The organism is Bacillus cereus group sp. MYBK101-2 (assembly GCF_051918845.1).
Taxonomy (GTDB): domain Bacteria; phylum Bacillota; class Bacilli; order Bacillales; family Bacillaceae_G; genus Bacillus_A; species Bacillus_A paranthracis.
Map to the genome: position 1 here is coordinate 12,577 of NZ_JBQAIE010000026.1, position 14,918 is coordinate 27,494.

The window sequence follows — 14,918 nt, forward strand, 5'->3', positions numbered from 1 at the left end:
CGTAGCAATCTCTTTAAATTTGCGTAACTGTATTACCAATACCCCAAATCTCATTACTATACTGTAAAATCGTTCGATCGCTCGCAAAATGACCAGATTGTGCAATATTTAAAATCGACATTTCGAGCCACTTCGTTCGGTTCTCATAAGCTCTACCAACAGCTTCTTGCTTTTCCGCATATGGGCCAAAATCTCGCAGAACGAAATATTCATCATTTTGAATAACAAGAGAATCGTAAATTGCTTCAAATTCAGCTCCCGAATGTGAGAAGAAACCATTCGTTAACTGGTCTACTACCTTCTTAATGTGCCCATTGTGGTGATAATAATCACTTGCACGATATCCACCATTTTGATAGTAATGAAGAACTTCTTCGGCCGTTAAACCGAAAATGAAACAGTTATCATCACCGACTCTATCTTTTATTTCAATATTCGCTCCGTCTAACGTGCCGAGCGTAATCGCACCATTCATCATAAATTTCATATTGCCTGTTCCGGATGCTTCTTTACTCGCTGTTGAAATTTGTTCACTTACATCGGCCGCTGGGAATATATCTTCCGCTACAGACACTCGATAGTTTTCTAGAAAGATAACTTTCATATATTGGCTTACGTACGGATCGTTATTCACTTTCCTTGCAAGTTCGTTTATTAATTTAATAATTTTTTTCGCATAGTAATAGCCAGGTGATGCTTTCGCTCCAAAAATAAAAGTACGCGGATAAAATGTAAAACTAGCATCCTCTTTCAAACGGTTATACAAATATAAAATATGAAGAACATTTAATAATTGTCGCTTGTAAGCATGTAGCCTTTTTACTTGCACATCAAAAATAGAATTAGGATCAATTGTAATCCCCATTGTATTATGAATACGCTCTGCTAAAATCTCTTTACGCTCTTGTTTTACCTCTGCAAATTTCTCTTGGAAACTCGCATCGTATTGAACTAATTGTAGCTCTTGAAGCTTAATCGGTGCTTTCTTCCACTCTGTTCCAATCGCCTCTGAAATAAGGTTTGTCAGCTGTGGATTCGCCTTCATTAACCAACGTCTATGAGCGATTCCATTCGTTTTATTATTAAACTTATCTGGATAAAACTCGTAAAACAATCGCATTTCACGTTGTTTTAAAATCTCCGTATGAATTTTTGCTACACCGTTTACGCTATGGCTACCGACAATTGCTAAATGAGCCATTTTCACAAGATCATGCGCAATAATCGCCATCTCTTCAATGCGATGCCATTCATACGGATAACGTTCCCAAAGCTCATGACAGAAACGTTCATTGATCTCTTCAATAATCATATAAATTCTCGGTAATAACGGTTTAAAAATGTGAATTGGCCATTTTTCAAGAGCTTCTGATAACGTCGTATGATTCGTATAAGAAATCGTTTGCGTTGTTATGTGCCAAGCTTCTTCCCATGCTAGTTTTTCTTCATCTAATAAAATACGCATCAGTTCTGGAATCGCCAAAACTGGATGGGTATCATTAATATGAATCGCAATTTTCTCATGTAATTGACGAAGGTCACCATATCTTTCTCTATGCATACGAACAATATTTTGCAAGCTTGCTGATACGAGAAAATACTGTTGTTTCAAACGAAGTATTTTCCCCTCATCATGCGTATCATCTGGATATAAAAACTCCGATACCGCCTCTGTTTCACGCTTATATTTCAAAATATCTTTGCAATTTTGTGGGAAAGGAACTGGTTCCGCATTCCAAAGTCTAAGTGTATTTACAGTACTCGTCTCATAACCTACTACTGGAACGTCATATGGTACGGCCATAATTACTTCTGCATTTGTATGCCTGAATTCTAAACGCCCATCAATGTAGAGCGTTTCAACATTGCCGAAATAACTTACTTCTACAGCTTGATCATGCCTTCTTACTTCCCATACATTTTCATGAAGAAGCCACTGTTCTGGAAATTCAACTTGATAACCATCAACAATTTTTTGATCAAATAAGCCGTGTTTGTAACGAATTCCGCACCCATGACCTGGTAAGTTTAAAGATGCAAGTGAATCAAGGAAACAGGCTGCTAACCGTCCAAGTCCACCATTTCCAAGACCTGCATCTGCTTCCACCTCTTCTAATTGTTGCAACGAAATTCCAAGCTCAGAAAGCCCTTGCTCACATACATCCTTGATGCCTAAATTTAATATGTTACTTCCAAGCAAACGTCCAAGTAAAAACTCAATGGATAAGTAATACATTTGCTTTCGCTCTCCAGACCGATAACTTTCATTCGTTGCAATCCATTGACTATTCATATACTCACGTACCATGTACCCAAGCGTATTGTATTGATCACGAGTTGTAGATTCTTTGAAACTTTTACCATACATCGTCTCTAACTTTTCTAGAAAAGCTGATTTGAAACTTTCAACATGAGTAAACATCTCTTCACCACCTACATGTTATTCCATGAGACTTTTATACAATTTCTTATAAGCAAGAGCTGATTTCTCCCAGCTATAATCTTCAGTCATCGCTTGTTTTACAAGCCTATCCCATACCGGTTTATCATGATAAAATTCAATTGCACGACGAACTGTGTGCAACATGTCATGTGCATTAAAGTTCGTGAAACTGAAACCATTTCCTTCTCCAGTTTCTTCATCATAAGATTGTACCGTATCATTTAATCCGCCTGTTTCCCTTACAATTGGAATCGTACCATACGCTAATGCGATAAGTTGTCCAAGGCCACACGGTTCAAACAGTGATGGCATTAAGAATAAATCACTTCCCGCATATACTTGGTGAGCTAACTCCTCATTAAAGCCGATATACACTTTTACCTTCTCAGGATACTCATATGCCATCCACTCAAAGAATTGTTCATATTCAGAATCGCCTGATCCTAAAATAATACATTGTACATCTTCTTCCATTATTTCACGGAATACAGTACGTACTAAATCAAGACCTTTTTGCTTCGTTAATCTCGTTACCATTGAAATAATCGGCGTATCTTCTTTTTCCGGCAAACCAAAATAACGCTGCAACGCGCGTTTATTTTTACTCTTTTCATATAATGACTCTGCATCGTACTGAGCGGTAATATACGAATCCGTTTCTGGATTATATACGCTCGTATCAATTCCATTTACAATGCCGCTAAGCTTACCATTATATTTTCGCAGTAATCCATCTAACTTCTCACCGAAAAACTCATATTGGATTTCCTCTTTGTATGTCGGGCTAACCGCTGTAATTTGATCAGAAGCGATAATACCGCCCTTCATAAAGTTCACATTTCCATAAAACTCTAACTGCTCACTATGAAAATATTCATCACCAAGTTCTAGCAAGTCGTACATCACTTCAGGAGGAAATACACCTTGGAACTGCAAGTTATGAATCGTATATACTGTTTTAATATGCTCATATAACGGGTTATCTTGATACTTTTCACGTAATAAGAAATTTACCATAGCTGTATGCCAATCGTGGCTATGAAGAACATCCACTTCGAAATCAAGATGCGGGATACACTCTAATACTGCTTTCGAGAAATAAGAAAAACGCTCTCCGTCATCATAATGACCATACAGAGAATCTCTCTTAAAATAATATTCATTATCTATTAAGTAATACGTAATCCCGTCTTGCTCACCTTTTAAAATTCCACAATATTGATTTCTCCACCCAAGCGGGACGTTAATTACTTTATGTAGCGTACATCCATCCCTTAATTTTTGCGGAATAAGACTATAATTCGGGAGTATAATGCGAACGTCCACACCTAATTTTTTTAGCTCTTTTGGGAGCGCACCTGCTACATCAGCTAATCCTCCCGATTTAACAAATGGTACACATTCTGATACTGCAAATAAAATATTCACTTGTTGTCCCACTGCACGAAAAGCTTATACTACTTCCCTTGCAGCTTCCTCCCTTCGAGTTTTCATTTAAATTAAAACTTGAATCAGTGGAGGAAAAACCCCCACTGATTTCTTAAGAATAACTATTAATCGTACTGTTTTGAATGCTTCCTTTTTCTACAACGTATGGCTCATCGGCAGTTCCTTTTAAAACAACACCGTCACCAATTTTCACATCTTTATCAATAATAACACCGTCTATTATACAATTATCTCCAATTTGGCTCTTTTGCATAATAATGCTATTACGAACAATTGAACCTTTTCCAATTTTAACAGAACGGGAGACAACGCTATTTTCTACTTCACCTTCAATAATACTGCCGTTTGCAATCATTGTATTTTTCACAGCTGCACCCTTTACATAACGAGTTGGTGGTTCATCTTTTACTTTCGTAAAGATCGGTGCTTCTTTCTTAAATAGTTGCTTCCAAATAGCAGGTTGCAAAATTTCTAAGCTATGTTTATAGTAACTTTCAATCGAATCAATAATAGCTACATATCCTGTATGCTCATATGTAGCAATATGTAGTGATTTTCCGCGCTTTTCTCTCACTACATCGAATAAGCTATATTGCTCCACATCTTTATATGACTCAAATAAATCTAACAATAATTGTTTCTTTAACACGTATGTTTGAAGCGAAACCCCTTCATGGCAAACTTCCGTAATATCAGCTGCCGTATGTATATGTCGCTCTAACACTGCTTGAAAATGTAATGCTGTTACGAGATGGCTATTCGTAATCACGACGTACTCTTCTCTGCTTCTTAGAAAATAATCAATATGTCTTCTAAAATGTGCAAAAGATCCAAATTCATCTTGATCACATTGGCAATTTGGCGGGAATAAAAACAGTCCGTCTCGTTTTCTATCTAAATCCCACTGTTTGCCTGAACCAACGTGATCCATTAGTGAACGGTTTTTATGACTTGTAAAAACTGCCACACTATGAATATTAGAATTCACCATATTTGAAAGCATGAAATCAATGAGTCGATAACGGCCCCCAAACGGTAACGCCGCTAGTGAACGATGCCCTGTTACTTTCTTTAAGGAAGGAAAACTTCCCGTTGCATTAATAATTCCTAACATTTTTTCTCCCATTCATTTCATCCCCCTTTTCTATTTCCCTTCAGCAATGAGTACTACATCGTCAACATTTTTTTCCGGACGAATAATTGTTCCATCTTCAATAACCATTTCCGATCCAACAATTGCCCTTTCAATCACAACATTTTTGCCAATCTTCGCTCCTGGCATAACGACAGAATCAATAACCATACTACCTTCTTCCACCGTCACCCCTTGGAATAATACAGAATGCTTCACGTCCCCTTCGATGACGCATCCTTCGTTAATAAGTGATTCTTCTACTCTTGCCTTTTCAGCAATATATTGAGGCGGTTCGTTTGGATTAACAGAATAAATACGCCAGTCACGGTCGTTTAAATTCAGTGATGTTTCATCGCGCAGTAAATCCATATTCGCTTCCCATAAGCTCTTCACTGTACCAACATCTTTCCAATATCCTTCAAACGGATATGCCATCAACTTCTTCCCTTCATCTAATAAAAGCGGAAGCACATCTTTTCCGAAATCATTACTAGATTCAGGATTTCTTGCATCCATTTCTAAATACTCTTTCAAAATAGCCCAGTTAAAAATATAAATTCCCATTGATGCAAGATTACTTCTTGGAAATTGCGGTTTCTCTTCAAATTCAACAATCTCCATCTCTTCGTTCGTATTCATAATGCCAAAGCGACTCGCCTCATCCCAAGGCACTTCAATAACAGAAATCGAAACGTCCGCTTCTTTCTCAATATGGTAATCTAGCATTTTACTGTAATCCATTTTATAAATATGGTCGCCTGATAAAATGAGAACATACTCTGGCTCATATTGACTTAAATAGTTTAAGTTTTGATAAATGGCACTTGCCGTACCTGTGTACCACTTCACACCTGAAGACTCCGCATAAGGAGGTAATACTGTGACTCCACCACTTACTCGGTCTAAATCCCACGCATTGCCAATTCCGATATAATTATGAAGTTCTAGTGGTTGATATTGCGTTAAAATCCCAACCGTTTCAATACCAGAATTCGCGCAGTTACTTAGCGTAAAATCAATAATGCGATATTTACCACCAAATGGAACAGCTGGCTTGGCTAAATTTTTTGTTAATGCACTTAATCGACTACCTTTTCCCCCTGCTAGTAACATTGCTACGCACTTTTGTTTTTGAGCCATCTTGTTTTTTGCTCCCCTTTCTCGTCTTCACTGGTCGTAATATGGATACGCCAAATGGTGGAATTGTAATTTCTACATGTGCTGCTTGATTATGAAACGGTTCTTGAATCGCTTTCAGACGTTTCTTATTTACTTGCCCTGACCCGCCATATTGCTCAGCATCACTATTTAAAATCTCGTTATAATACTCGAAATCTGGTACACCTACTTTATAGTTTTCATATGTAGCTTTCGTAAAATTACATACGACAACTAACGCATCTTCTTGTTTATCCCCTTGGCGAATAAATGAGAAAATACTTTGCTCATGATTATTAGCATCTATCCACTGAAATCCTTCAGGCGAATGATCAAGCTGCCAAAGTGGTTTAGAGCGCTTATACAATGCTATGAGCTCTTTAAAGTAATCATGCATATAACGATGCATTTCAAAATCATGTAAATTCCAATCTAAATCTTCAAGGTCTTTCCACTCATCAAACTGCCCGAATTCTCCTCCCATGAAAAGTAATTTCTTTCCTGGGTGAGTAAAGAAATATCCATATAATAAACGAAGTTGAGCAAACTTATCCCAGTAGTCTCCTGGCATTTTATTTAATAACGACTTTTTCCCATGAACGACTTCATCATGAGAAAGCGGTAATATGAAATTTTCAGAGTAAGCATATACTAAAGAGAACGTCATTTTCTCATGAATATACTTCCTGTACTCAGGCGCACACTCCATATATTTCAGCACATCATTCATCCAGCCCATATTCCATTTGTAATTGAATCCAAGTCCCCCTTCATACGTTGGGGCTGTTACAAGTGGCCAAGCTGTTGAGTCTTCTGCTGTCATAAGAAAATCTTCATCTTCTGCGAACACCGCTTCATTTAACTCTCGTAAAAATGAAACAGCGTGCTCATTACTTTGCTCTTGTCCTTCTTTATTCCAGTACAGCATGTTTGCAACTGCATCCACTCTGAAACCATCAATGTGGAAATATCTCATCCAAAATAATGCATTTGAAATTAAGAAATTACGTACTTCCCTCTTTCCTAAATCGAAATTGACAGTTCCCCATACTGGATTTTCTTGCACATCTTTATCTTTATATTCATAAGTCGGTGTCCCATCAAACAAATATAAACCGTGAGCATCTTTACAAAAATGCCCCGGCACCCAATCTAAAATGACACCGATTCCATATTTATGACATTCATCGACAAAATGCATCAAATCATGTGGCGTGCCGAATCTACTCGTTGCTGCATAATATCCCGTTCCTTGATATCCCCAAGAACGATCATATGGATGCTCAACAAGCGGCATAATTTCAATATGTGTAAATTGATGTTCTACCACATAAGGAATGAGTTCTTCTGCCATTTCCCTGTAAGAATACAGTGTTCCATCTTCTTTCTTTTTCCAAGAACCGAAATGTAATTCATAAACCGTCATCGCTTCTTTATAAACTGATTTTTTCTTTTTCTTACGACTCCAGTTTTTATCATTCCATTCGTATCCCTTTATATCAAAAACTACAGATGCCGTATTCGGTCTTACTTCTGCATACACAGCATACGGATCTGCCTTGAGAATGACATCACCAGCCATCGTTTCAATCGCATATTTATATATTTCTCTTTCTTCTATATGCGGTATAAATAGGGACCAAATTCCCTCTTCTGTCACTTGCAGCATCTTATGTTGCTCATAATCCCATTCATTAAAATCTCCAACAACACTCATTGCTTTCGCATGAGGAGCCCATACTGTAAATCGTACACCTCGCATCTCATCTTCCGTCACAATATGTGCGCCAAAGATGTTATAACTGTCATAGTACTTTTCTGTATGAAACTCATCTCGTTTCACTTCTTCACAATTTATTACACTCAATATGCTCACCTCACTAAGATGACAGAATTTTTTATACTTTACCAATTCTGCGAAAAACTGAAATATCCTTGTTCATTTATAAAAAATATACGTTTTTTTCTTAAAAATGTTGAATTTTTTTCACATTTCTATATAAAATATCGAATTTTGACGAATATTCATTGAAAACGCTTCATTTTTCACTAGTCTTTTATCTTACTATTTATTTCTCAACCTCTATTTTATTAGCTTTACCCTCTTTTTCATCCTATTTTCCACTTAAAATCGCAACAAAATAATCTGTCATAAAAAAATGTTTCTCAACATTTTTCGTCACAATTGTATTGAAATGGAAAATTTATAAGCATATACTTGTTCTCAATAAAGAACGCAGACTTTTCGTAACTACAATTCATAGCGGACTACTATGTTTACTTATTTATCCTTGTTACGAACAGTCGCTATAAAAATTTAATTAGGGGGCTTTCTTATGTCATTAAAACAAAAGGTTGGAATGGGAGTTGTCACAGCAACGCTTGGCTTATCCCTTACATTCGGCGGTGTATTCGCCTACTTCAATGATTCAGAAACATCTAGTAACTCATTTCAAGCTGGAACACTAGACCTTTCTATTAATCCAAGTGTAATTGTTAATGTGAAAGATTTAAAACCAGGCGACTTTATTGAAAAAAATTTCACGCTTGAAAATAAAGGGTCATTGGATATTGCAAAAGTAGCACTTGAAACATCCTATGAAGTTACAGATGCAAAGAAAAATAATGATGGGGAAGATTTAGGCGATCACATCATCGTCAAATTTTTAGTGAATGATGGAAAACCATCTAATCCAAACGATGATCATGAAATTTTGTGGGAAACAAAACTATCACAATTAAAGACTATGAAACCTGAGGATGTGGCTACTTCTTTAGAACGTCATAACTTAATAGACGGTATTAAATCTGGTGAAACAGATTATTTACACGTGCTCTTCTCCTTTGAAGACAACGAACAAGATCAAAATAAATTCCAGGGCGATTCCTTACAGCTAAACTGGACATTCCATGCAGAGCAAACACCAGGCACGGAGAAATAAATTTTAAAATATAAATTATCGGAGGCTTATACATGAAAAAGAAAAATCGTTTTGTTACCGGAATTGTAACGGCTGGCGTTCTATTTTCAACTGCCCTTCCGTTCAATGTACTGGCTGAAAATCCTATTAACCAAATTGACTCTTCAAACGCCCAGTCTTTACTATCAAAACTTTCTAAAGAACAGCGCCAGGCATTACAAAAGTTAGATGCTAACCCTGATTTTACTATCTCGCCAGATATTAATACGAGTAGTTCTGAACCAGTAAATATCATTGTAGAATTTCAAACTGCGCCAGTAAAGATTAATGAATTAAAACAAAAAGAAAAAGGATTACAAGCTGCTCCTGAAAATATAAAGGCACGTATTGATCAAGAACATGAGGAATTTCAAAAAGGACTAAAACGCCTTTATCACTTCAGTCCATCAGTAAAGTCAGGGAATTTCCAGTCTGTACAAATTAAACGTTCTTATAAACATGCGATAAATGGTGTTGCGCTGACGTTACCTGCAAATACAGTAGAAGAATTGTTACGAATTGGCGTTGTAAAGCGTATTTGGAAAGATTATGAAGTGAAACTAAATTTACCAAAACAATCTGAGCAAAAAGCACCTCAAAAACTAACAGATAGTATTCCGCAAATTGGGGTCGATAAGTTACATAGCGAAGGTATTACCGGAAAAGGAATTAAAGTTGGTGTATTAGATACAGGTATTGATTACAATCATCCTGACCTAAAAGACGTGTATAAGGGCTATCGCGCAAAACCTGGCGAAGACTCTAGCAAGGTAGATCCAAACTCCGTAAAAGGTTGGGACTTTATTAATAACGATGCAGATCCGATGGAAACAACTTATACAGAGTGGCAACAATCTGGCGCTCCTGAATTTGATGATCGTGGCTCTTCCTTCTACACCGCGCATGGTACTCACGTAGCAGGTATCGTTTCTGCGCAAAAGAAAAACACATCAGATTCCGCAGTAAAAGGTGTTGCACCTGACATTGAACTGTATAACTATCGTGTACTCGGTCCATACGGAAGCGGAGATAGTTCTGGTATTATTGCTGCAATCGATAAATCTATTTCTGACGGCATGAATGTTATTAACTTATCGTTAGGTGACGATAGCAACAATCCGCTTGATCCAACGTCTATCGCTGTTAACAACGCAATGCTTTCTGGCGTTGTTACAGTCGTTGCCGCTGGTAACTCTGGACCAAATCCAGCGACACTTGGATCACCAGGTGCTTCTCCATTTGCTATTACAGTTGGAGCAAGTGATAGCTCTATTTCCTTACCAAAACTATCAGGTCATGCTGGGCAATTACAATTCCCTAACCTCATTTTATTCGGCAAAAACTTCACTGATAAAATAGAAGATTTCAAAGGACAATCTCTCCCTATTGAATCTGTAGGAATCGGTACGCCTGACGAGTTTAGTAAAAAGGATGTAAAAGGAAAAATCGCTCTCGTTGCACGTGGTACACTGTCATTTGACGAAAAAATTGCTAACGCAAAACAAGCCGGTGCAAAAGCCGTTATTATTTATAACAATGTGGACGGAGAAATTCCTTTCTACGTTGGCGAAAGTACAAAATACATTCCCGCATTCCGCCTAACGAAAGAAGACGGTGTAAAACTAAAAGCTCAAATCGAACAAGGTAATACATCCTTTACCTTTGACGAACTTAGTTATATTCAAACAGAAGGCGATCATCTTGCAGACTTTAGCTCCCGCGGTCCTGTTACATCAAATGATGATATTAAACCAGATATTACAGCGCCTGGTGTTGCTGTACTTTCAACAGTACCTGAATATATTAACGACCCACAAGAGGGCGAAAACTATGACGTTTCCTACGAGCGTATGCAAGGAACATCTATGGCTTCTCCTCATATCGCGGGCGTTGCTGCTCTTATTTTACAAGAACACCCAGAATACTCTCCATTCGATGTAAAGGCGTCTCTTATGAACACAGCTGATGATTTAAAAGAAAAGTATTCCGTATATGAAGTTGGAGCTGGACGAGTAGATGCGTACAACGCCGTTCATACGGAAACTAGTTTTAAAGTGCTAGATACAACAAAAACAGTTGTAAATGATGAAGTAATTGAAGTCCCTGAAGAAACTGGATCCATTGCATTCGGGAAGTTCTATCAAAAAGACGGTGAAGCTCTTGAACAAAAACGAAATATAAAAGTGGAAAACCATAATAAACAAGAGAAAAAAGAATTTAAAACAGAAATTTCTTATACACCAGCATCTTCTGCCATTAACGATGCTACCGCAAACGGTATAAAAGTTTCTACTGCTGAAACAATTACGATTGATGCTGGTAAATCAGATGAAATTGAAGCAAAAATTAATGTTCCAGCTGGTGTAAAACAAGGCCGATATGAAGGATATATTCATATTACAAATACGAAAAATAAAGAAGAAACGTACCAAATTCCGTTCTCTATTCGTGTATCAGAACCTGGTATTGAAAATGCAATATTATCAAGAAAAGCAATTTCAACTGATACATCTAAATTCAATCCATACCGTGAATCGTATTTGCACGGGGCATTCCAATTAAATAGCGAACTTGAAACATTAGATCTTATCGTGAAAGATTCCAAAATAAATAAAGCTCTCGGTTTCCTTGGTACATTAAACACTAGTGGATTAAAAACTGATGTGTATTACTACTTAGATTCCTTCTTTAACGGCAAAGTGTATCCTTTTACAACTGATCCTGCAAAACCAATTGGTGATGAGAAAATCGACTTACCAGAAGGTGATTACACAATCGAGTTTGTTGGCTACGATAAAGCCGGTAAAGCACGTGTGAAAGGTGATTATGTCGTAATTGATAATACACCGCCAGAAGTGAAATTAACTGGATTACAGCCCGGTATTTATGAATTAAAGGAAGAAAATTATACAGTAGAAGATGGTAAAAAAGCGTTATGGATTAAAGGAAATGTGTATGATTCGAACGTTGACTACTTAAAAGGAAAAGGATTAAACATTACGCAAGAAGCAAACGGAGTGATGTACTATGATTATTCTCCATACTTGCATAAGTTTTTACCTATTAATGCAAATGGTGACTTTAAAGTTGGCATTACTCCTGAATCCTTTAAAACTGAAGGTCCAATGAACACAGGCGTATATATTTTCGATTATGCAACTGCAGGAGCTGACTATCCAAGCGGTGTAAATAACTATTGGTTTATCCCGCAAGGAGCTCAATATGCGAAAACTAGTTATGATAAAAAAGAAGTATATAAAGGTGATGAATTCACTGTGACGCTAAACGCCAAACATGTGAAACAATTCGTTGCTGGGGAATTTAACGTAAAATTCCTAGAAAAGAACTTCAAATTTGCAAATGCGAAATTGAATCCTGCTTTTGAAAAACTCCTTTCTGAAAAAGGGGCAACCGCAAAAGTAAATGAACCGAAACTAGAAGAAGGTTCTGTTACAGTAGGCGGAGCTATTGATGATAAAAACTTCGCTGGATTAGATGGTGACTTCCCGTTCATTGATGTCACTTTCAAAGTAGAAAATGATGAATTTTATGAAGCAAATGCCCAATTAGATTTACCAGTGTTCGCTTACTGGAAACAAGGTGAATCAGAGCCAAATAGAATGCGTGTCCTTCAAGATCAATCATTCTCAGTAATGTCCTTAAACTCACTAGTAGAAGGAAATATTAAACCTGGTGCATTCTTAAATGAACGTGGCTATTTAGATGAAAAGTTCGATTATACAAAGCTTGGCGTAAAAGTATATGCAACAGATTCTTACCGTCATAAGTTTGAAGGCTCACTAGATAAATACGGATACTTCAAACTAAATGGACTTCCTGTTAATAAACGCGACTATAACTTATATGTAGAAGTACCAGGGCATTTAACAAGCCGACTAACAACGAAACTTGGTACTGAAAAAGACGGTAAGCTACTTGGCCAATATTATTATGCACGCCTTGATGAAAACCTTGCAGGTGATGTAAATGGTGATAAAGTAATTGATATAAAAGATGCTGAAATTATCGCTAGCAACTATGGTAAAAAAGGACTATCTGTGAACGACGGCGACCTTAACAAAGATGGTATTGTCGACGAAAAAGATATTCGCTTCGTTGAAAAGAACTTCTTGAAAAAAGGTCCAGATGCATCCAAATCACAAACACCTGTAGAAAAATCAAAAAGCGGTACACTGGCAGATATTTTAAAGAAATTGGGATTAACGCCTAAAAAATGATAATAATAAAGAGCACTCTACGCAAAGTAGAGTGCTCTTTTCTATAAACGACCCTGATCCAGCAAAAGGGGTATATTGGGGATATACAAGGGAAACCGGAAAAGGAATTTATATTAAATTATATATAAATCCAGAAGTAAGAAGTAGTTCCCCACTTCTGGATTATTTAGCAATTATTATAGTACTGGTGCCATTGTTTCTTTTAATACTTTTACAGAATGAGCGAATTTCGCTTTTTCATCCTCATTTAACTCAAGCTCTACGATTTCACGTACACCTTCACGGTTAATTACAGCTGGAACACCTACGTAAGCATCTTTCTCACCGTATTGACCTTCAAGGTATGCAGATACAGTTAATACGCTGTTCTCGTTGTTTAAGATTGCTTTAGTTACACGAAGTAGTGACATACCGATTCCGTAATAAGTTGCACCTTTACGCTCGATGATATGGTAAGCTGCATCACGTACGTTTTCGAAGATTTGGTCTAAGTCTTCTTGTTTGTACTGTTCGTTGTTAGCTAAGATTGTTTCTAGTTTTTGTACACCGATAGTAGCGTGACTCCATACTGGAAGTTCAGTGTCACCGTGTTCACCAACGATGTAAGCATGAACGTTACGTGGATCTACATCCAAGTAGTCACCTAACATGTAACGGAAACGAGCAGAGTCTAAAGTAGTACCAGAACCAATTACGCGCTCTTTTGGTAGACCAGATTCTTTCCAAGTTACGTAAGTTAAAATATCAACTGGGTTAGTTGCGATTAAGAAGATTCCATCGAATCCGCTATCCATAATACCGCGAACGATTTGTTTAAAGATCTTTGTATTTTTCTCAACTAAGTCTAAACGAGTTTCACCTGGCTTTTGTGGTAATCCAGCAGTGATGACTACTAAATCTGCATCTTTACAATCTGCATAGCTACCGCTCCAAACTTTTGTTGGTGATGGAGAGAATGGTACCGCATGGCTTAAGTCCATTGCTTCCCCTTCTGCTTTTGCTTCATTAACATCTACTAATACGAATTCTTCAGCTACACCTTGGTTGATCATTGAGTAAGCGTAACTACAACCTACAGCTCCTGTTCCTACTAATACTACACGATTGATACCTTTTTTCATGGTAATTTCCCCTCTCTATTGTTCACATATATTTTTTATGATTGTTTAAGTAATTAATTAAAATACTAATTTAATGTTGTTTAACTTCTTTACACTCATATTGTAGCACGTATTATTGTGAATTACTTCACAAATTATGACCTATTTGTGAACTTTTTCACATAGAGTGTAAAGTTATTAGGTCAGGTATGGAATCCATTTCAATGGAGGCGTTTTCTTTAGATTGTGAAAGGGATTTTCTTGTGGTTTTGTCGGTAAGTGAAATTATATCGGCGATTTTTACAATATATCGACTGTAACTCCAAATATATCGGTTCCGTCAAGAAGTCTGTGTAATTTGATAAGGCCCAATACATTGGTTTATCCAGTATGAATTTATAATGATTTGGTATGTGAAAAGTGAAGCTAGCTTCA

8 protein-coding genes are annotated in these 14,918 nt (G+C 37.0%); 2 read left to right on the forward strand and 6 right to left on the reverse strand.

Features of this window, described 5'->3' with window-relative positions:
* Positions 1–13 precede the first annotated feature (13 nt).
* From glgP to glgB, 5 genes are all read right to left on the reverse strand, one after another.
* Complete coding sequence (glgP, locus tag ACTFSI_RS27050) at positions 14–2,422, reverse strand: glycogen phosphorylase (RefSeq protein ID WP_000494091.1); 2,409 nt, start codon at positions 2,420–2,422, stop codon at positions 14–16.
* 18 nt (positions 2,423–2,440) lie between these two features.
* The gene (glgA, locus tag ACTFSI_RS27055) at positions 2,441–3,871 is read right to left on the reverse strand and encodes a glycogen synthase GlgA (protein WP_138320864.1); all 1,431 of its coding nucleotides are present in this window, start codon (positions 3,869–3,871) and stop codon (positions 2,441–2,443) included.
* A 112-nt stretch (positions 3,872–3,983) separates the two neighbouring features.
* Positions 3,984–5,018, reverse strand: a complete 1,035-nt coding sequence (gene glgD / locus ACTFSI_RS27060) for a glucose-1-phosphate adenylyltransferase subunit GlgD (RefSeq protein ID WP_000504147.1) — start codon at positions 5,016–5,018, stop codon at positions 3,984–3,986.
* An 18-nt stretch (positions 5,019–5,036) separates the two neighbouring features.
* Positions 5,037–6,167 (reverse strand): glucose-1-phosphate adenylyltransferase, encoded by a 1,131-nt coding sequence (gene glgC, locus ACTFSI_RS27065; protein ID WP_000057612.1) that lies wholly within the window; start codon positions 6,165–6,167, stop codon positions 5,037–5,039.
* Complete coding sequence (gene glgB / locus ACTFSI_RS27070) at positions 6,115–8,052, reverse strand: 1,4-alpha-glucan branching protein GlgB (RefSeq protein WP_138320862.1); 1,938 nt, start codon at positions 8,050–8,052, stop codon at positions 6,115–6,117. The genes glgC and glgB overlap by 53 nt, the downstream gene beginning before the upstream one ends.
* 469 nt (positions 8,053–8,521) lie before the next feature.
* Between glgB and ACTFSI_RS27075 the strand changes: the two genes are divergently transcribed.
* Entirely contained in the window at positions 8,522–9,127 is a 606-nt protein-coding gene (locus ACTFSI_RS27075) for a CalY family protein (protein WP_000053941.1), read from the forward strand.
* 32 nt (positions 9,128–9,159) lie between these two features.
* Entirely contained in the window at positions 9,160–13,383 is a 4,224-nt protein-coding gene (locus tag ACTFSI_RS27080) for a S8 family serine peptidase (protein WP_440045770.1), read from the forward strand.
* Positions 13,384–13,559: 176 nt separating this feature from the next.
* On the opposite strand, the gene ACTFSI_RS27085 is transcribed toward ACTFSI_RS27080, so the two are convergent.
* On the reverse strand, positions 13,560–14,504 hold the full coding sequence (locus tag ACTFSI_RS27085; protein ID WP_440045771.1) for an L-lactate dehydrogenase: 945 nt from the start codon (positions 14,502–14,504) through the stop codon (positions 13,560–13,562).
* Between the last annotated feature and the right edge of the window lie 414 nt (positions 14,505–14,918).